General features: G+C 71.4%; 15 protein-coding genes. 11 read left to right on the top strand and 4 right to left on the bottom strand.

The genetic code is table 11. The annotated features are described in order from the left end of the window. Nucleotides 1-14 precede the first annotated feature (14 nt). From pstA to ACSHXN_RS16545, 9 genes are all read left to right on the top strand, one after another. Nucleotides 15-1,292, top strand: a complete 1,278-nt coding sequence (gene pstA / locus ACSHXN_RS16585; protein WP_355136164.1) for a phosphate ABC transporter permease PstA — start codon at nt 15-17, stop codon at nt 1,290-1,292. Continuing rightward, nucleotides 1,289-3,037 carry a phosphate ABC transporter substrate-binding protein PstS gene (pstS, locus tag ACSHXN_RS16580; protein WP_438303291.1) on the top strand — a complete coding sequence of 583 codons (1,749 nt, stop codon included), beginning with the start codon at nt 1,289-1,291 and terminating at the stop codon, nt 3,035-3,037. Before pstA ends, pstS begins: the two co-directional genes overlap by 4 nt. 41 nt (nt 3,038-3,078) lie before the next feature. Further along, entirely contained in the window at nt 3,079-5,556 is a 2,478-nt protein-coding gene (locus ACSHXN_RS16575) for a hypothetical protein (protein WP_438303290.1), read from the top strand. Between the two features lie 170 nt (nt 5,557-5,726). Beyond that, entirely contained in the window at nt 5,727-6,752 is a 1,026-nt protein-coding gene (locus tag ACSHXN_RS16570; RefSeq protein WP_355136170.1) for a hypothetical protein, read from the top strand. Nucleotides 6,753-6,906: 154 nt separating this feature from the next. After that, nucleotides 6,907-8,352, top strand: coding sequence for an Ig-like domain-containing protein (locus ACSHXN_RS16565; RefSeq protein ID WP_438303289.1), 1,446 nt, complete (start codon nt 6,907-6,909; stop codon nt 8,350-8,352). Nucleotides 8,353-8,441: 89 nt separating this feature from the next. Then, on the top strand, nt 8,442-9,389 hold the full coding sequence (locus tag ACSHXN_RS16560) for a sortase (protein WP_356294514.1): 948 nt from the start codon (nt 8,442-8,444) through the stop codon (nt 9,387-9,389). A 21-nt stretch (nt 9,390-9,410) separates the two neighbouring features. Continuing rightward, complete coding sequence (pstB, locus tag ACSHXN_RS16555) at nt 9,411-10,298, top strand: phosphate ABC transporter ATP-binding protein PstB (protein WP_355136176.1); 888 nt, start codon at nt 9,411-9,413, stop codon at nt 10,296-10,298. A gap of 154 nt (nt 10,299-10,452) precedes the next feature. Beyond that, on the top strand, nt 10,453-11,325 hold the full coding sequence (locus tag ACSHXN_RS16550) for a hypothetical protein (RefSeq protein ID WP_438303288.1): 873 nt from the start codon (nt 10,453-10,455) through the stop codon (nt 11,323-11,325). Between the two features lie 222 nt (nt 11,326-11,547). After that, complete coding sequence (locus ACSHXN_RS16545; protein WP_438303287.1) at nt 11,548-12,894, top strand: hypothetical protein; 1,347 nt, start codon at nt 11,548-11,550, stop codon at nt 12,892-12,894. Between the two features lie 378 nt (nt 12,895-13,272). Here ACSHXN_RS16545 and ACSHXN_RS16540 read toward each other — a convergent pair whose 3' ends face one another. The 4 genes from ACSHXN_RS16540 to ACSHXN_RS16525 all read right to left on the bottom strand — a co-directional run bounded on the left by ACSHXN_RS16540 (nt 13,273) and on the right by ACSHXN_RS16525 (nt 16,875). Further along, nucleotides 13,273-14,904, bottom strand: a complete 1,632-nt coding sequence (locus ACSHXN_RS16540) for a phospho-sugar mutase (protein ID WP_355136182.1) — start codon at nt 14,902-14,904, stop codon at nt 13,273-13,275. Between the two features lie 243 nt (nt 14,905-15,147). Next, nucleotides 15,148-15,972 (bottom strand): purine-nucleoside phosphorylase, encoded by an 825-nt coding sequence (locus tag ACSHXN_RS16535; RefSeq protein ID WP_059128535.1) that lies wholly within the window; start codon nt 15,970-15,972, stop codon nt 15,148-15,150. Nucleotides 15,973-16,105: 133 nt separating this feature from the next. Further along, entirely contained in the window at nt 16,106-16,384 is a 279-nt protein-coding gene (locus ACSHXN_RS16530) for a type II toxin-antitoxin system RelE family toxin (protein WP_355136184.1), read from the bottom strand. A gap of 53 nt (nt 16,385-16,437) precedes the next feature. Further along, a complete protein-coding gene (locus tag ACSHXN_RS16525) occupies nt 16,438-16,875 on the bottom strand; it encodes a gamma-glutamylcyclotransferase (RefSeq protein WP_059128447.1) in 438 nt (145 codons plus the stop codon). A gap of 96 nt (nt 16,876-16,971) precedes the next feature. On the opposite strand from ACSHXN_RS16525, the gene ACSHXN_RS16520 reads away from it, so the two are divergent. Beyond that, nucleotides 16,972-18,420 (top strand): NAD(P)H-quinone dehydrogenase, encoded by a 1,449-nt coding sequence (locus ACSHXN_RS16520; RefSeq protein ID WP_355136186.1) that lies wholly within the window; start codon nt 16,972-16,974, stop codon nt 18,418-18,420. A 189-nt stretch (nt 18,421-18,609) separates the two neighbouring features. Beyond that, on the top strand, nt 18,610-19,569 hold the full coding sequence (locus ACSHXN_RS16515; RefSeq protein WP_355136188.1) for a DeoR/GlpR family DNA-binding transcription regulator: 960 nt from the start codon (nt 18,610-18,612) through the stop codon (nt 19,567-19,569). Nucleotide 19,570: the final 1 nt, after the last annotated feature.

Genomic DNA, 19,570 nt, shown 5'->3' with positions numbered 1-19,570 from the left:
GGAGACCGAGCCGGATGACCGTCACCACCGCACAGAGCCCGCCCGGCGACCAGGGGCCGCAGACGAGTCCCGCGGCGTCGGCGAAACCGCCAGTACCGGCCACGACCCTGCCCGGCCGCAGCCGGCCGCGCACCGAATCACGCCGCAACCTGGCCACGCTGCGCGCCACCGACGTCTACGCGATGCTCGGCGCCGCCGCCGCGTCGCTCTGCATCACCTGGCTGCTGTTCGACCGGATGCTGCCCTTCAACGGCGCGCTGGGCTTCGTCGTCATCGCCTACGTCCTCTTCCTCGGCCTGTACGCGCTGCTGGTCTCCTTCGACGAGGACGGGCCGGCGGTACGAGACCGGGTGGCCGCCGCCGTCGTCCAGAGCCTCGGCCTGGTGATGCTGGCCGTGCTGGCGTTCGTGGTCGTCTACACGCTCTACGAGGGCCGCGACGCGCTGCCGCACCTGAACTTCTACACCGAATCGATGGCCGACGCCGGCCCGATCGAGCCGCTCAGCGTCGGTGGCATCCTGCACGCGATCGTCGGCACGCTGTGGCAGATCTCCATCGCCCTGGTGATCTGCATCCCGGCCGGGCTGGTCTGCGCGGTCTTCCTGAACGAAGTCCCGGGCGCCTTCAGCCGGTTCGTCCGCACCATCGTGGAGGCGATGACGGCGCTGCCGTCCATCGTGGCCGGCCTGTTCATCTACGCGACCTTCATCCTGGCGCTGGGCTTCGAGCGCTCCGGGCTCGCCGCCGCGCTCGCGATCTCCGTGATGATGCTGCCGATCATCATCCGCGCGTCGGACGTGGTGATCCGGCTGGTCCCCGGCACCCTGCGCGAGGCGTCGTACGCGCTCGGCACCTCTCGATGGCGCACGGTGTGGCACGTGGTGCTGCCCACCTCCCGTTCCGGTCTCACGACGGCGATCATCCTGGGCACGGCCCGCGGTGTCGGCGAGACCTCGCCGGTCCTGCTGACCGCCGGTTACACGGCGGAGCTCAACGCCGATCCGCTGCACGACCCGATGGTGTCGCTGCCGCTGGCGGCCTTCGAACTCGTCAAGTCCCCCGAACCCACCTACATCGCACGCGGCTTCGGCACCGCGGCGGTGCTTCTCGTGCTGGTGCTCGTCCTGTTCGTGATGGCCCGCGTCCTCGGCGGCCGCGGACCGGGTCAGCTGACCAGGCGTCAGGAACACCGCCGGGTCCGGGCCTCCCGCCATGACGCCAAGCGCTTCGAGGCGTACGCCTCCGCCGACCAGTCGTCAGAAAGACCCGCACCGACGAGGAGCACCCCGTGATACCCGCACCTGTCCGACGTCCGCGCGCCACGCGCGTGTACCAGGCGCTGGCGCTGTTCGTCGCCGCGGTCTGCGCGCTGCTGGCCGTCCACCCGCCGAACGCCTTCGCGGAGAGCTACACGAAGATCAGCGGCTCCGGCTCGACCTGGAGCGCCAACGCCATCGAGCAGTGGCGGCGCAACGTCCGCCAGCAGGGCATGACCGTGAACTACGCGTCGGTCGGCTCCTCGGTAGGCCGTCAGCAGTTCAAGAACGGCACCTCCGACTTCGGTGTGTCCGAGATCCCCTACGGCCTCAACGACCTCGGTCAGCAGGATCCTCCGCCCACCCGGAAGTACGCCTACATGCCGATCGTGGCCGGCGGTACGTCGTTCATGTACAACCTGAAGATCGGCGGCAGGCAGGTCACCAACCTCCGGTTGTCCGGTGACGTCCTCACCAGGATCTTCACCGGCAAGCTGACGATGTGGAACGCGCCGGAGATCAAGGCGGACAACCCCAAGCTGGCCCTGCCGGCCCGCCGGATCGTCCCGGTCGTCCGCTCCGACGGCTCCGGTACGACCGCACAGTTCACGCTGTGGATGTCCAAGCGGTACGGCTCCCTGTGGAACGACTACTGCCGCCGGGCCGGCAAGCAGACGCCGTGCGGCCTCACGTCGTACTTCCCCGTGATCCCCGGCGCGGGCTTCGTCGCCCAGTCCAGCTCCCTCGGCGTCGCGGGCTACACGAAGCAGTCCCAGGCCGAGGGCGCCATCACCTACGTCGAGTACTCGTACGCCAGGAACGCGGGCTTCCCGGTGGCCAAGGTCCTCAACCAGGCCGGCTACTACGTCGAGCCCACCGCCTCCAGCGTGGCGGTCGCCCTCACCAAGGCCCAGATCAACAACAACCCGCTCTCCGCGAACTACCTGACCCAGAACCTTGACAACGTCTACACCTTCGGGGACCGGCGCACCTATCCCCTCTCCAGCTACAGCTACATGATCATCCCCACCAAGGAGGAGAACGGCTTCACCAAGGCCAAGGGGAAGACGCTGAGCGCGTTCAACAACTACTTCCTCTGCGACGGCCAGCAGCAGGCCGACCGGCTCGGCTACTCGCCGCTGCCGAAGAACCTGGTGGAAGCCGCGATGGCGCAGACGCGGAAGATCCCCGGTGCCGACGCGACCAGGATCGATGTCAACAAGTGCAACAACCCGACGTTCTCCGGCGGACGGAACCCGCTGATCCAGAACGCCCCCTACCCGCAGGCGTGCGACAAGAAGGGCCCGGACCAGTGCGCGACCGGCACGGGCGGCAACAAGAACACCACGCCGGTCAGCAACGGCAGCTCCGGCGGTTCCGGCTCGAACGGCGGTTCCGGCTCGAAGGGCGGCTCCGGTTCGGGCGGCGGCTCGGGTACGGGGGCGTCCGGCGGCTCCGGCTCGGGCGGTTCCGGTGCGGGGGCGTCGGGCGGCGCGACGAGCGGCTCCGGCAGCGGTACGGCGGGAACCGGCGGGGCGGGCGGGACCGGCGGCGGAAGCGTCGTCGACCCCGACACCGGCGAGGTGATCAGCGGCGACCAGGCCGCCGGTGACACCTCCGTCGCCGCCGGCCCGGTCTCCCTGGGCGCGGACGACTCCCTCGGCCTGCGCACCGCCTTGATGGCGCTGTCGGCCGCGCTGCTGGTCGGCGTTGTTGTCGGACCACCGGTCGTCGCGCGTGTGATGGCGGGCCGGACGCGTCGCAAGGGCGGTGCGGCATGACACAGGCACTGAGGCGTCCCCGACCGCGGATTCTCATCGCCATGAGTTGTCTGCTGGCCGCGCTCGTGGTGGCGCTGCTGCCGGTGCCGCCGGCCACGACGCCCGCCGTGGCGGCGGACAGCGGGGCCGAGGACTCGGCGGTGACGAAGTCGGGGACGAAGGGGCCGTACGACGACTTCTCCAGGCTGAAGGTGACCGTCCACCAGACGAAGAACCTGCACTCGCAGGGTGTGCGAGTGAGCTGGGAGGGCGGGGCGCCGACCCTGCCGAGCACCGCGTTCAACGTCAACTACCTCCAGATCATGCAGTGCTGGGGAGACGATCCGTCCGGTCCCGACCGGGAGCAGTGTGCTTTTGGAGCGGGGACCACCGATGGCGCCGGCAGCGGCCGGACCGTTGTGTACGGGCCGGCCGACTCCGGCAACCCGGCGGCGGTGGACCCGGCGGAGGACCCCGGGGCGACATTCATCCCGTTCCGGCCCGCCAACGGTGAGCCGTCCACCACGTCCTCCGTCGACTACACCTACTTCGGTCCTCTGGACACCAACGAGCAGAAAGCCGTGCGGACCTTCGCAGGCGGCACGGGTGAAACCGAGTTCGAGGTGCAGGACGGGATCCAGGCGGACCATCTCGGCTGCGGGCTGAACACGGCGCCGGCCGGCCGGACCCCGGTCGCGCGTTCGTGCTGGCTGGTCGTCGTGCCGCGCGGCGACCACTACGCGAACGGCACGAAGGACACCAACCCCGACAGCGATCCGCTCCGGACCTCGCCGCTGTCCACGACGAACTGGGCCCAGCGGATCGTCTTTCGGCTGGACTTCCAGCTGGTCGACAGTTTCTGCCCGCAGGGCCAGCCCGAGCGGGCCGTACCCGGCTCCGAACTCGCGGACGACGCCGTCTCGTTGTGGGCGCCGAAGCTGTGCACGTCCACCGGGAACAACTTCAGCTTCGTGCGCGGTCCGGAGGACTCCGCCAGGAACGAGGTGTTGAGCGCGACGGAGGACACGCCCGCGATGGGCGTCACCGTCGATCCGGTGGCTCAGCCGGGAGACGGGCCACGTGTGGTCCATGCGCCGGTGGCCGTGTCGGGGCTCGCGATCGGGTTCTTCGTCGAAGGAGCGAGCGGTGAGCTGCACGACATGAAACTGACGCCGAGGCTCGTGGCCAAGATGCTCACCCATTCCTATGTGCGAGACGTTCCCTGGGCGGACAAGTGCGACCCTCCTCCGTGCTCGCCCGGTGAGCCGGCCCCACCCGAGCATCTCAGGGGAAATCCGCTGTACTACACCCAGGATCCGGAGTTCTTGAAGCTCAATCCGGAATTCACCGACATCGGCCGCGACGAACAACGTAGGCCGATGAGTCTCATGGTCCCGCAGGGAAATTCCGACACCTCGCGGGTGCTCTGGAACTGGCTTCGGTCCGACAAGGAGGCCAGGGACTTTCTGTCCGGGACGCCGGACCCCTATGGAATGCGGGTCAATCGTTATTTCCAGGACGTGGATCCGGTGGGGAACACCGACCTGAACGAATTCTCCAAGCCGGACCCGACGACAGCGCCCGGCTGGCAAGTGGATTTCAAGAATCCACTCGATTACACGATCCTTGACCTGGACCCGTACACGGCCGATCTGCATGACGGGGCCCTGAAGACCCGCAGGGGCAACGACGGGCAGACCCCCTGGTACCAGCTCGCGGACGGCACAGCTCCGGCCAGGCTCGTCAACAGAGCTCCCTCGCCGGGCGACCGTACGGTGATCGCGATCACCGACACCGCGTCGGCGGAGCGTTACGGCCTCCAGGTCGCGGCCCTGCGCAACGCGGACGGAAAGTTCGTGAAGCCCTCGGTCGACACACTTCGGGCGGGTGTCGACGACATGCGGCCGTGGGCGGACGACTCCGCCGTGCTCAAGCCCGATCCGGGACGGGCCAAGGGCCAGGCGTACCCGCTGACCGTGGTGAGCTACGCCGCGGCCTCGGTGGACCAGGCCCCGAAGGATCGCAAGGCGTACGCGGACTTCATGAGGTACGCCGCTGGACCGGGCCAGACGCAGGGCCGGGCGGCGGGCCAACTTCCCCCCGGTTATGCACCGTTGCCGGAAAGGCTGCGCATGCAGGCCGAAGTCGCGGCCGACGATCTCGAGAAGGGCGGCTCCGGGAGCGATCCGTCGTCCGACGGCCCGAACGCGCAGGGCTCGGGGGGAGCCGCCGCAGGAGCGGGCATCGGTGGGACCTCGTCCGGCGCGAGCAGTGGGGGAGGGGCGGCGGGTGGAGCGGCCGCAGGCGGGAGTGGCGGCGGCGAAACCAGCGCGCCGGCGTCGGAGGCAGCCGCTCCGAACGGCTCGGCCTCTCCTTCGTCGGGGCCGCAGCAGAATATCGCCCAAGCCAGGCAGGGAATCACGCAGGGAGAGGTTCTCGGCATCATTCGATGGGTCCTGCTCGGCGTGCTTTTTGTGGCTGGAGCGGCAGGACTCGCAGGTCCGGCAATGCTTCACTATGCGCAACGCCGGACTCCCTAGGAGACACCTAAGAAGCCTCCCCGTAACCTTTCCATCGCAGGGAATTGGTTGGCTACCGTACGTAATTCTGGAAATGTAAGCGGTGGCCGGCCGACGGGTCGGCAGTGCGAAAATCCGGATTCAGCTTGAACGTCCAGTCTTCGAAAATCCAGAAACCAAGGGGTTCAGAAGTGAACGTCAAGTCTTACGCCAAGGTCGGTGCCGCTGTCGGCGCCGCGGTTCTCGGTCTCGGCATCCTGACCACCCCGGCTTCGGCCGACCCGTCCTCGCTGACCGACTACCGCACCCTGGCCGCGGTCGGCTCGGACACCACGCAGTACGTCATGAACGGCCTGGCCAACGGCACCGACGTCGTCGTCGGCACCGGCGGCAACAAGATCGTCGCGTCGTGGAACGCCGTCGGTGGCCTCGGTGACCCGTACAAGACCAAGCCCACGCCCGCGACGTCGACGGAGTGCCAGTACACCCGCGCCAACACCAACGGCTCCAGCAACGGCATCGCCCGGCTGTCCGAGGACATCACCAACGGCGGCACCACCTGCATCGACTTCGCCCGCTCCTCGCGCGGTCCGAAGGCCTCCGTGCCCGGCACCGACCTCACCTACGTCCCGTTCGCCCGGGACGCGGTGACCTACGCCACCGACCTGAACAGCACCGTGCCGGCGAACCTGACGAAGGCGCAGCTGGCCAGCATCTACACGAACTGCACCTACACGGACGCCACGGGTACGCACACGGTGGCGCCGCTGCTGCCGCAGGCCGGCTCGGGCACCCGGCAGTACTGGCTGGACTCCATCGGTGTCACCGCGCCGGGCGCGTGCGTCAACGACACCGTCCAGGAGCACGACGGCACGGCGATCACCGCCGCCAACCAGCTGATGCCGTACTCGGTCGCGCAGTGGATCGCCCAGGGCAAGGGCATCGCGGAGGTCCCGAACCGTCGCGGTGAGTCCTTCCTGCGCAAGATCGAAGGCCAGTCCCCCACCGCCGGCTCGGGCTCCTCGCTCGCCCTCAACCCGACCTTCATCTTCTCCCGGGACGTCTACAACGTCGTCCAGACGTCCCGGCTGAACGAGGCCGCGATCTCCGAGGCGCTCTCGGACATCTGCGCGGCGAGCAACACCATCAAGACCTACGGGTTCGGCACGATCTCCAACTGCAACGCGCGCACGCTCACGGGCGGCCTGAACTCGTGATCGTCGACTGATCCCGCGTGACGGCCGGGCACCTTCCAGGTGCCCGGCCCCACGTGCTGTCTCCGTATCCATCCATCGAAGTCCCCCGGGGGCCATCGCAATGAGAGTGCTACACCCGTTCCGAAGAGCGGCCGCCATAGTGGCGGCCTGCGCCGTGCTCGCCCTGAGCGTCGTCGCCCTGGTGGCGTCGCAGTCCCAGCCCGCCCGGGCGGCTTCAGTCGGTGAGTTCACCCTGACGCCCGGCAGCGGCAAGCTGACCGACCCGCAGCCCTTCTCGGGCTCCCTGGAGATCCCGGGCAAGTGCCCTGACGGCGGCGAACCCGATCTCAACTGGAACAGCGTTCTCACCATGATCGTGGTGAGGGCCGACGGCACCGAGGCGAGGGTGCAGGAAGGCATCACCAACCAGGCGCCCTACACCGAAGCGACCTCGACGGTGTCGCTGGCCGCGGCGGACAACCCGGATGTGGTGTTCCAGAGTCTGTCGAGCGTCATCACGGGCAACGGAACGTACGAGTTGCGCGTACGGTGCGTGGACAATTTCTCCTGGAGTCCTGCTCCGGAGACGGTCGCGCCGGGCGATCCCTACTGGTCCCAGAAGATCACCGTCACCGGCGACGACTGGGTGGTCGGGGAGGGTGCGAAGGCCACGAACGCCGCACTGATCGCCTCTCCCCCCAATGTCGAGCAGGACCAGGAGGTGACGCTCACCGCGACGATCACGCCGGCGGAGGCGGCCGGCACCGTGACGTTCCTGGACGGCGAGACAAGGCTGGGCGAGGCCCCCGTCGCCGAGGGGAAGGCCGAGTTCAAGACGACGACGCTGCCCCTGGGGGTCCACGACGTCGTCGCTCGGTTCACCCCGACGGACGCCACCAAGTTCGTGCCCTCTGCATCCGAACCTTTCACGGTGCGGGTGCGGCCGGCGCAGTTCGAGATGCTGGACGACTCGGGCAAGCGACTGCCCGGCACCCCCGAACTGCAGCGCGGCCAGACGGTGAAGCTCATCATCCGCAGGTGCGAGCCGAACACGGCGTTCACCCTCGCCATGGATCGGAACGACGGCACCTTCCCCGGCGCCACGTCCGACGCGGACGGAACCGCGACCTGGCCTGAACTCACCGTTCCGGACGACGCGGTCGAAGGCATCAGCGCGTGGAAGATCAGCCCGGTGTGCCCAGGCGCTGCCGAGAGCAACCTGGACGCAGTGCCGTTCACGGTGCCCGCTCCGCCCTCCGAGTCCCCGAGCGGCGACCCGTCGGACGATCCCTCCGGCGACCCGTCGGACGACCCCGGCGGCGAGCCGAGCGACGATCCCTCGGGCGACACGTCCGGCACCACATCCGGGTCGACCGGCGGCGATTCCACCACCGGCGGTGACTCCACCTCCGGCGGCACGTCCACCTCCGGCGGCACGTCGACCTCCGGCGGCACGTCGACCTCCGGCGGCGCCTCGACCTCCGGCGGCCTCGCCTCCACCGGTGGCCAGATCGCGCTGTTCTCCGGCATCGGCGCCGTCGTCCTGACCGGGGCGGGCATCGCCCTCGTGCGGTACGGCCGGCGCAACGGGCTGCTGACCTTCGGCGAGCCCCGCTCGTAACGGCAGACGGAGCACGGGCGGCGGGCCCCCACCCCGCCGTCCGCGCCTTCCGTTTCTCCACTCGACACCTCTCCACAGGAGCGCTTCCCGTGACCGTGCTGACCCCGCCCCCGCCGGCCGTGGCGCCGCCGGCGCCGGAGCCCTCACCCGAGCCCCAGCCCGAGTCCAGCTCGAGGGCGCCGCGGGCGGAACGCGCCGGTTTCGCGTTCACCGGAGCCGCGCTGTGCCTGCTGGCTGCGCTGATGCTCGGCTTCGCCGCCAACCTCACGATCGTCGGCCACCTCCAGCACTCCCGCGACCAGCAGACCGCGTACGACGAGTTCCGCCGCCAACTCGCCCTCGGTATCGCGCCGGTGGGCCAGCAGACGTACGACGGCAAGATGCTGGAGCCGGGCGCGCCCGTCGCCCTGCTGCGCATCCCGGCCCTGGGCCTGAAGGAGGTCGTCGGGGAGGGCACGACCTCGGGTGTGCTGATGTCCGGTCCGGGCCACCGCCGGGACACCCCGCTGCCCGGGCAGGCCGGCACCAGCGTGATCATGGGCCGCCAGTGGGGGTACGGCAGCCCGTTCAACGCCCTGCACAAGATGCCCGTCGGTACGGAGATCCGGCTGACGACCGGTCAGGGCACGGCCACGTACAAGGTCACCGCCATTCGCCACAAGGGCGACCCGCTGCCTCCCGCCCTGAAGGAGAACGAGGGCCGGCTCACGCTCATCACCGCCGAGGGCAGCCCCTACACCCCCTCCGGCACCCTGCGCGTCGACGCGACCCTGACCGGTGACGTACAGCCCGCCCCGCCGCGCCCGCTCGCTCTCGGCTGGATCGACGACTCCGAGCAGGCCCTGGGCACCGAGGACGCGGCCTGGCTGTCGGTGTTCCTCTGGTCCCAGGGACTGCTCCTGGCCGCCCTGCTCTCCATGGCCGCGTACCGCGCGTGGGGCCGATGGCAGACCTGGATCGTCGGCGCACCCGTCCTGGCCGCCTTCGGCCTCGCCGTCTCCGGGGCCGCCGCCCGACTGCTGCCCAACCTGCTCTGACCGACGAGGAGTCCAGCCATCATGTCCGACACCACCGACACGACCGACACACTCGTCGACGAAATCCTCGACCCGACACGGAAGGTGAAGGCGATACGGGCCGAACGGCCCGGCGGAGCCGTCGCGGGCGGCGACCCGGCCACGCTGGAGGCCGACTCCATCTCCGCCTGGTTCGGTGACCACAAGGTCCTCGAGGCCGTCTCGCTCACCATGCCCGCCCGCAGGGTGACCGCGCTCATCGGTCCGTCCGGCTGCGGCAAGTCCACCTTCCTGCGGATCCTCAACCGCATGCACGAACTGGTCGGCTCCGCATCCCTCGCGGGCCGGGTGCTGCTCGACGGCGACGACATCTACGACCGGGGCCGCCGCATCACCCACGCCCGCCGCCAGATCGGCATGGTCTTCCAGAAGCCCAACCCCTTCCCGGCGATGTCGATCTACGACAACGTCACCGCCGGACTGAAGATGAGTGGTGTCAAGGCCGGACGTGACCAGAAGGACCGACTGGTCGAGGAGTGCCTGACCAAGGCGGGCCTGTGGAAGGAGGTCCGCGACCGCCTCCGGCAGCCCGGCGGCGCGCTCTCCGGCGGCCAGCAGCAGCGCCTGTGCATCGCGCGTTCGCTGGCCGTACGGCCCAGGGTCCTGCTCATGGACGAGCCCTGCTCGGCCCTCGACCCGACCTCGACCCGGCGCATCGAGGAGACGATCCACGAGCTGTCCGAAGAGGTCACCATCGTGATCGTCACCCACAACATGCAGCAGGCGGCCCGGGTCTCCGACCAGTGCGCGTTCTTCCTCGCGGAGCAGGGCACCCCGGGCGTGATCGTCGAACACGGGCCCACGGACGCGATGTTCAACAGTCCGCAGGACCAGCGCACGACGGACTACGTGAACGGCCGGTTCGGATGACGGCGTTCGCCCCGCGGATCTAGAACGCCCGCATCGGGGCCGGGCATCGGCGGGTGCCCGGCCCCGATGCGCGGCCCGTGTCCGTCCCGCACCCGTCCTTCGGGCCGATCGATCGGAACAACCCCTCCCACCGGTCCATGAAGGGATGTGTCCGATGACCGGCAACCTCCGTACCCACCCGGCCCGGTCCGTCGGTGCGCAGGCTCGTGCCGCGGCACGCGGACAGCCGTGTCGCCGGGCGGCGGGCGTGGCCCTCCTGGGGGTCGTCGCGTCCGTCGCCCTGGTGGGATGCGCCGTCCCCGGGACGGCCGGGAAGCCCTTGGCGAGCCCGTCTGCGCCCACCCCGGTCTCACGCCCCGAGCAGGAGGCCGAGGGCGCTGCCGGCCCGCGGATCCCGGCCACGGCCCAGGCCCAGACGGCACCCGGCGGAGCGCAGGCGGCCCGCCCCGAACCCACAGCGACGGCACCCGCCGGCGGCCCCGCCCCTGAGACCGCACCGACCTCGGGCAAGCCCACCGCGTCACCGAAGGCGAAGCTCCCGGCCCCGACGCGTACGGCACCCCCGTCCGGCTCGCCGCGCCCCCTCACCACGCCCGCCGAGCCGCCGCCGGAGCCGTCGGAGGCCTCCCGCGCAACCCCGTACGGCCTGCGCAGCCGCGACGGTTCGACCACCCTGCACGTCGGCTCCTGGTCGGCCCGGGTCGTACGGGGCGGGCAGCAGACGGTGGACGCCTGCCGCGACGCGGTGCAGTGGGAGGGGCCCGAGCTCGGGACCGAGGACGGCTACGCGCTGCGTACCGCCGTGATCGTCGGTCACGACTACTGCGGATTCGCGCAGTTCGCCAGGCTGCCGGTGGGCACGACCGTCACCGCCACGACGCCGCGCGGCACGTTCACGTACCGCGTGTACGCCCGCCACGTCGCGCCCGGCCGCGGCACCCCGTCCCACGGCCTGTACTGGGGCGACCTCACCCTCCAGTCCTGCGTCGGCTCCGACACGGGCTTCAGCTACCTCGTGCGGGAGTGACACGGCCGACGGGCAACCGCGATGTTCACCTCCGCTTCGCCCCGCGGAGTCGGCCAGGCGCCCCGGCCCCGGCGCCCGCTGGCTAGCGTCGGCCGCAACCGGAGCTGATCCCTCGAACCCCGTGCGCCCCCGACGCCCCGCCCGGCACCGCCCTGCCCCCCGAGCAGCCGCTGCCCCACCGGCACTGATGTCCCGTACCGGCCGACTGTCAGGAGAGTCCTCATGTCCCGTCCGCTCACAAGACCGTTCCATACCGTGAGCGCACGGCTGCGTTCCCGCCGCGGCCTGCGCGGTACCGCCGCCGTCGCGGTGGCCACGGTCACGACGGTCCTGCTCACCGGCTCCCAGGCCCCGGGATTCGTCGACGCGTCCCGGCACGACGACGGCATGAGCGTCCCCGGCGGATTCGTCCCCGCCGACACCCCGCTCCCGGAGGTCCCCTCGCAGGGCGACGACTCGTACCACGTCGAACTGCCGCCTCTACAGCGCGCATCGGCGGGCGGGAAGCTCTGGGACGACGCGGCCGCCCACCCCTCCACGCAGCGGGTCGCGGCCGAGTCCGGGCTGCCGGCGAGCGTCTACGCCGCCTACCGGAACGCCGAGACGTCGATCGGGCGCAGTGATCCGCGCTGCCGTCTGCGCTGGCAACTGCTCGCCGCGATCGGCAAGGTCGAGTCGGGACAGGCCGGCGGCGGTGCCGTCGACGCCGACGGGGACACCCTCACCCGGATCACGGGGCCCGCACTCGACGGCAACGGCTTCGCCCTGATCCTCGACAGCGAGGGCGGCGTGTGGGACGGCGACCCGGTCTACGACCGCGCTGTGGGCCCCATGCAGTTCCTGCCGTCCACCTGGAAGACCTGGGGCGCGGACGGCAACGGCGACGGCACCGCGAACCCCAACAACATCTACGATGCCGCCCTGGCCGCGGGCCACTACCTGTGCGCCGGCGAGCGCGACCTCGGCACCGCGGCGGGCCTGGAGCGCGGGATCCTCAGCTACAACTACTCGCGCGACTACCTCAACCTGGTCCTCGGCTGGATGGAGTTCTACCTCCGCGGCGTGCACACCGTCCCCGACGGCAGGGGCGTCGTTCCGCGCAGCCCCGGTGCGGGCAGCGACACCCCGGCCACCCGGCCGGTGGGCGGAGCGGCACGGGGGAGCGCGGGAGCGGGTGGCGAGAACGGCTCTGCCGGCGGCCCCGCGCACGACGCCGGTGCCACGCCGTCGCCGGCCGGGCCCACCCGGTCGCCCTCCCCGTCACCGTCCGTGAGCGCAAGCCCCTCGGCGACCGCGGAACCGACCCCCGGGCCCACGCCCACCGAAAGCCCCACCGCGACCCCTGTCGAGACCCCGGCCGCAACTCCCACCGACGGGGGAACCACCCCCGGCGACCCGGCGACCACCCCGGACCCGGACCCGGAGCCGTCGGCCGACGACCCGGCGTGCCCCGGCGCGACGGCCTCGCCCACGCCCACCGAGACCCCTGAGGCCACCCCGTCCGGCACCGAGTGCCCGGCTCCCGAGGAGACGCCGGCGGACGGGACCACCGCCACACCGGCCGGCTGAGCGGCACGGGGCAGGCTGAGGGCCGGACACGGAGCGCCCCGTCGGGCGAACCGTGTCCGGTCCGGGTGCCCACGCAGGGGGGGTAGCGGGGCACACGGCGTCGACGGCTCCCACTGGGGGGTTCGGGGAAGTGCCGACGCCGTTCTCATGGTGGGGCAGGACACGTCGTGCAGGGCGACCGAGGTGCCTTCGCCGCGCCAACTCCCGGTGAACTGGGGTGGTTCGTCCGCCCGGGGGTGCGCCGGAGCGCATCGGGAGCACGGAGCCGCCGCAGTGCGGCGGACTGGGGTGCGCGCCCCCCTGCACCGCGTGCCGTGCGGCAGGCGCCCGCCCGGGGGACCGGAGGCCGTCGGTGGCGGGCGCCTCACGTCCGCGGTTTCAGATCCCCGCGGCCGCCGCGAGATCCCGCTTGACGGCACCGAGGAGTTCCACGGCCCTGGCGCGCGCCGCGCCGAGCTCCGCACGGGAGCCGACCGGCACGACGACCTCCAGATAGCACTTGAGCTTCGGCTCGGTGCCGCTCGGCCGGACGACGACCCGGGCACCGTCGAGGGTGTACCGCAACCCGTCGGTCGGCGGGAGCGTCGCCGTGCCCCGCGTCAGGTCCTCGGCCGCCGTCACCGGCAGACCGCCGAGCCGCACCGGCGGCTGCTCGCGCAGGCGCCGCATCGCGTCCGCGATGACCGACAGGTCCTCGACCCGGGCCGAGAGCTGGTCCGTGGCGTGCACGCCGTGCTCCACGGCAAGGTCGTCGAGGAGGTCGAGGAGCGTGCGGCCCTCCTCCTTCAGCACCGAGGCCAGCTCGGTGACCAGGAGCGCGGCGGTGATGCCGTCCTTGTCGCGCACGCCCGCGGGGTCGACGCAGTAGCCGAGCGCCTCCTCGTAGCCGTAGCGCAGGCCCTCGGCGCGGGCGATCCACTTGAAGCCGGTGAGGGTCTCCACGAACGGAAGGCCCGCCTTCTCCGCGATACGGCGCAGGAGCGAGGAGGACACGATCGACTCCGCGAGAGTGCCGGTGGCCCCACCGCGCACGAGGTGCGCACCGAGGAGGGCGCCCACCTCGTCGCCCCGGAGCATGCGCCAGTCCCCGCCGTCCTTGACCGCCACGGCGCAGCGGTCGGCGTCGGGGTCGTTGGCGATGACGAGGTCGGGGTCCGTCTCGCGGGCCTTCGCGAAGGCGAGGTCCATGGCGCCGGGCTCTTCCGGGTTCGGGAAGGCGACGGTCGGGAAGTCCGGATCCGGTTCGGCCTGCTCGGCGACGAGGGCCGGGGCGGGGAAACCGGCCCGGGCGAAGGCGGCGAGCAGGACGTCCTTGCCGACGCCGTGCATCGCGGTGTAGACGGTCCGCGCGGTCCGCGGGGAGCCCTCGGCGAGGACGGCGTCCGTGCGGGCGAGGTAGGCCTCGAGGACGCCGTCGTCGAGGACCTTCCAGCCGCTGTCCGGGCGGGGCACCTCGGCGAGGCTGTCGACCGCGTCGATCCCGGCCGCGATCCCGGCGTCGGCGGGCGGCACGATCTGGGAACCGTCGCCGAGGTAGACCTTGTAGCCGTTGTCGCGGGGCGGGTTGTGGCTGGCCGTGACCTCCACGCCGGCGACCGCGCCGAGGTGCCTGACGGCGAACGCGAGGACGGGCGTGGGCAGGGGGCGCGGAAGGAGGGCCGCGCGCAGGCCCGCGCCGGTCACGACGGCCGCGGTGTCCCGGGCGAAGTCGGCGGACTTGTGGCGGGCGTCGTAGCCGATGACGACGAGCCCGCCCGACTGCCCCTCGGCCGTGAGGTACGCGGCGAGACCGGCGGCCGCGCGGATGACCACGGCACGGTTCATGCGCATGGGGCCGGCGCCGAGTTCGCCGCGGAGACCGGCGGTGCCGAACTGGAGGGTGCCGCTGAAGCGCGCGGCGAGCTCGACGTGATCCTCGGCGTCGATGAGCTTGGCGAGCTCCTCACGGGTCTCCGCGTCGGGGTCCTCGGCCAGCCACGCCGTGGCCCGTGCGATGAGTTCGTCGTGCACGTCGGATCAACCTCTCGTTGTGTGTTCGTGCGGTGGCCGCGCGCCGCCCGGCCCTCGTGCGGCCCCCTCGAAGCTGTCCTTCCCCCGTCCGGAAGAGTCGTCCGGTGGTCAGGGCGCCGGGGCCGTGCGGGCGTCGCGTGTCCGCGTCCAGTCCAGCACCGCTCGGCGCGGTCGGCACCGGTCCGGCACAGCCCGGTCCGGGCCGGGCGCGACCGCCGGCGCCCGTCGGGTTCGGGGCGCGCCCTACAGCCGGTTCAGCACCTGGGCCAGCAGCGCTCCCATGCGCGTGGCGCTGTCGCGGCCCGCCTGGAGCACCTCTTCGTGGTTCAGGGGTTCGCCCGTCATCCCGGCGGCGAGATTGGTGACCAGGGAGATTCCGAGGACCTCGGCGCCCGCCTCGCGCGCGGCGATCGCCTCGAGGACCGTGGACATGCCGACGAGGTCCGCGCCGATGGCGCGGGCCATGCGGATCTCCGCCGGGGTCTCGTAGTGCGGGCCGGTGAACTGCGCGTAGACGCCTTCCTCGAGGGAGGGGTCGATCTCCTTGCACAGCGTGCGCAGGCGCGGGGAGTACAGGTCCGTCAGGTCGACGAAGTTGGCGCCGACGATCGGGGAGGTCGCGGTCAGGTTGATGTGGTCGCTGATCAGGACCGGCTGCCCGGGACGCATGGTCTCGCGCAGGCCTCCGCAGCCGTTGGTGAGCACGATGGTCTTGGCGCCGGCGGCGACGGCGGTGCGGACACCGTGCGCGACGGCGGCGACACCGCGCCCCTCGTAGTAGTGCGTGCGGCCGAGGAAGACCAGGGCGCGCTTTTCGCCGATCCGGTACGAACGGATCTTGCCGCCGTGGCCCTCGACGGCCGGGGGCGGGAAGCCGGGCAGCTCGGTGACGTGGAACTCCGCGTCGGCCTCGCCGAGGGCGTCGACGGCCGGGGCCCACCCGGAGCCCATCACGAGGGCGACGTCATGGGTCTCGGCACCCGTCAGCTCACGCAGCCGTGCGGCGGCGGCGTCGGCGGCGGCGTAGGGGTCGCCCTGGATGTCGTCCGGAAGAAGAGATGCGTTCACGCGCAAGAGGGTAGCCGGTCCGGGCCTACGCGCGTAGATGACGGAGGTCACGGCAATGCGATCGTTGTCTTGTCGTTTCCGACGAGGCGTTGTTCGGGCGGCTCGGTGGGATCGGCCCACGGCCGGCGGGTCCTCAGTCCGTGACGAGGACGTCCTTGTCGTTGAAGACCTCGACGATGAAGATCAGCAGCCGGCCCCGGCTGACCGTGTACTCCACCAGGATGTTCTGCGTGAGGCGGATGGTGCGGTCGTCCCCGGTGGAACTTATGGGGCGGGACACGGAAAGGAAGGGGTCGCGGGCCAGGAGGGCGATGCCCTTGTCGAACGCGGGGCGCTGCTGGTCGTCGAGCCGGTCGCGGGCCGCCGCGGCCTGCTCGGTGTAATAGACGTCGTAGGTGGCGATGGGGGCCATGGCACGTTCTTCCGTTCGCGCGTCGATCGACCGATTTTACGGCCCGGATCCGGTCAGCAGGGCCTCTTGCGCAGCTCCATCACGTAATCGTGCGGTGCCCCGGCCGACTCCGCGGCGTCCGCGATCTCGCCCAGGTAGCGGGCGGACGGCAGACCCCCTTCGTAGCCGTTGAGGACGTAGGTCCAGGCCATCTCCTCGCCGTCCAGCGTGTGGACGCGCACACGCAGCCGGCGGTAGACGTCCAGGCCCACGCTCTCCCAGCGGTCCATGGACTCCTCGTCCATGGGCGCGACGTCGTACAGCGCGACGAAGACCTGTGTGAGCGGGTCCTCGACGATCGTCGCGAGAGCGCCCTCCCAGCCCATGTGCTCGCCCCCGAAGGTCAGCCGCCAGCCGTTGAGCCAACCTGTGGCGCGCAGCGGCGAGTGGGGTGCGCGGCGGGTCATCAGCCGCGCATCGAGGTTGCCGGCGTACGCGGCGTAGAGCGACATGCTGTCGAGGGTACGGCAGCACCCCGCCCGCCTCTTCCGTAACGGCCGGAGCACCGTACGGCCCCCGGGGGAGCGGCATCCGAACGGTGCGGGACAATGGAGTACGTGACTCGGATCGTGATCATCGGTGGCGGACCCGGCGGATATGAAGCGGCGCTGGTGGCCGCGCAGCTCGGCGCGGAGGTGACCGTCGTCGACTGCGACGGTCTGGGCGGGGCGTCGGTGCTCACCGACTGCGTGCCGTCGAAGACCCTCATCGCGACGGCCGAGGTGATGACCACCTTCGATTCGTCGTACGAGGAGCTCGGCATCATCGTCGCCGACGACACCCCGCCCCTGGAGCGGGCCGCGCGGGTCGTCGGGGTCGACCTCGGGAAGGTCAACCGACGGGTGAAGCGGCTCGCGCTCGCCCAGTCCCACGACATCACCGCATCCGTCACACGCGCCGGTGCCCGGGTCCTGCGGGGGCGCGGCCGGCTGGAGGGCATGCAGGCCCTGGACGGCTCGCGCAAGGTCGTCGTACGGGCCGCGGACGGCAGCGAGGAGACCCTCACCGCCGACGCGGTGCTCATCGCCACCGGCGGTCACCCGCGCGAGCTGCCCGACGCACAGCCCGACGGCGAGCGGATCCTCAACTGGACCCAGGTCTACGACCTCGACGAGCTGCCCGAGGAGCTCATCGTCGTCGGATCCGGTGTCACCGGTGCCGAGTTCGCCGGCGCCTACCAGGCCCTCGGGTCGAAGGTCACCCTCGTCTCGTCGCGCGACCGGGTGCTGCCCGGCGAGGACCCGGACGCCGCCGCCGTCCTCGAGGACGTCTTCCGCCGCCGCGGGATGAACGTCATGGCCCGCTCGCGCGCGCAGTCCGCCAAGCGCGTCGGCGACCGGGTGGAGGTCACCCTCGCCGACGGGCGCGTGATCACCGGCTCGCACTGCCTCATGGCCGTGGGCGCCGTCCCCAACAGCAGCGGGATGGGCCTGGAGGAGGCCGGGGTCAAGCTGCGCGAGTCCGGGCACATCTGGACCGACAAGGTCTCCCGCACCACCGCCCCCGGTGTCTACGCCGCCGGTGACGTGACCGGCGTCTTCGCCCTCGCGTCCGTCGCCGCCATGCAGGGACGCATCGCCATGTACCACTTCCTGGGCGACGCGGTGACCCCGCTCAACCTGAAGACGGTCTCCTCGAACGTCTTCACGGACCCCGAGATCGCCACCGTCGGGTACACCCAGGCCGACGTGGACGCCGGGAAGATCGACGCCAAGGTCGTCAAGCTGCCGCTGCTGCGCAACCCCCGCGCCAAGATGCAGGGCATCCGCGACGGGTTCGTCAAGATCTTCTGCCGTCCGGGCACCGAGATCGTCGTCGGCGGAGTGGTCGTCGCACCGCGCGCCTCCGAGCTGATCCATCCCATCTCGATCGCCGTCGACAACAACCTGACGGTCGAGCAGATCGCCAACGCCTTCACCGTGTACCCGTCGCTGTCGGGCTCGATCGCCGAGGTGGCACGGCAGTTGCACACCCGCAAGGCGGGCGTCGAGGCCTGACGGCCGCACCCGGGCGCCTGCCGTCCGGAGCCCGCCCCACCGCCGGTCACGGGGCGTGTCCGACGATGCGTGCGGCATAGGCGGAAAGAGTAGGCACGTATACCACCTTCCGCCCTGCCGTGCGAACAACTTCTGTTATTCGGCGCAAACTGCTGAAAGCAGACGGTCGTTGGGGTTACTGTCAGTTTCGTGTTCGCTGCAGAACGTCGTCAATTGATCCTCGAAATGGTGCGAGCGAACGGGGCCGTGTCGCTCCGTGAGCTCGCCCGCGTCGTCCAGACCTCCGAAGTGACCGTACGGCGGGACGTGCGCGCACTGGAGGCAGAAGGACTCCTCGACCGCCGGCACGGCGGTGCGGTCTTGCCGGGCGGGTTCACGCGGGAGTCCGGCTTTCCGCAGAAGTCACATCTCGCGACCGCCGAGAAGACGGCCATCGCCGATCTCGCCGCGGGCCTCGTCGAAGAGGGCGAAGCCATCGTGGTCGGGGCGGGAACCACCACCCAGGAGCTGGCCCGCCGGCTCGCACGGGTGCCCGGGCTGACCGTCGTCACCAACTCCCTGCTGGTGGCCCAGGCGCTGGCCCACGCCAACCGCGTCGAGGTCGTGATGACCGGCGGCACGCTGCGCGGCTCCAACTACGCCCTCGTGGGCAGTGGCGCCGAGCAGTCGCTCCAGGGGCTCCGGGTCTCCAGAGCCTTCCTGTCGGGGAGCGGACTCACCGCCGAGCGCGGGCTGTCCACGTCCAACATGCTGTCCGCGTCCGTCGACCGCGCGCTGGTGCAGGCGGCGGCGGAGGTGGTGGTCCTCGCCGACCACACCAAGCTCGGCACGGACACGATGTTCCAGACGGTGCCGACGGACGTGATCACCCGGCTGGTGACGGACGAGCCGCCCGCACACGACGACCGCGCGGCCACCGAACTGCAGGCCCTGGCCGATCAGGGGGTGCAGGTCGCGATCGCGGGGGCGTCGGGCGGAGGTTCGGCCGGGGGTGATGCGGTCCCGGGGCGCCCGCCCCGGCGGGACGTGCCCCTGCCGGGCCCGCGGCGCAGCCAGATCCCGGCCGGCCCGCAGCTGCGTGCCGCGACGGTGCTCGGTGAGCCGCCCACGGGAGAGCGCGCACGCGTGGCGGACCTGCGCCGCCGATAGC

The organism is Streptomyces sp. HUAS TT11 (genome assembly GCF_051553595.1).
GTDB lineage: Bacteria > Actinomycetota > Actinomycetes > Streptomycetales > Streptomycetaceae > Streptomyces.
The sequence above is the reverse complement of the archived record's forward strand: the minus strand, read 5'-3'. Positions and strand labels throughout refer to the sequence as shown.

Bases quoted from the DNA above. Each gene is read 5' to 3' on its own strand.
- pstA (WP_355136164.1), top strand. From the start codon at position 15: ATGACCGTCACCACCGCACAGAGCCCGCCCGGCGACCAGGGGCCGCAG.
- ACSHXN_RS16520 (WP_355136186.1), top strand. From the start codon at position 16,972: ATGGAGTACGTGACTCGGATCGTGATCATCGGTGGCGGACCCGGCGGA.
- ACSHXN_RS16575 (WP_438303290.1), top strand. From the start codon at position 3,079: ATGAGTTGTCTGCTGGCCGCGCTCGTGGTGGCGCTGCTGCCGGTGCCG.
- ACSHXN_RS16550 (WP_438303288.1), top strand. From the start codon at position 10,453: ATGACCGGCAACCTCCGTACCCACCCGGCCCGGTCCGTCGGTGCGCAG.
- ACSHXN_RS16545 (WP_438303287.1), top strand. From the start codon at position 11,548: ATGTCCCGTCCGCTCACAAGACCGTTCCATACCGTGAGCGCACGGCTG.
- ACSHXN_RS16525 (WP_059128447.1), bottom strand. From the start codon at position 16,875: ATGTCGCTCTACGCCGCGTACGCCGGCAACCTCGATGCGCGGCTGATG.
- ACSHXN_RS16530 (WP_355136184.1), bottom strand. From the start codon at position 16,384: ATGGCCCCCATCGCCACCTACGACGTCTATTACACCGAGCAGGCCGCG.
- pstB (WP_355136176.1), top strand. From the start codon at position 9,411: ATGTCCGACACCACCGACACGACCGACACACTCGTCGACGAAATCCTC.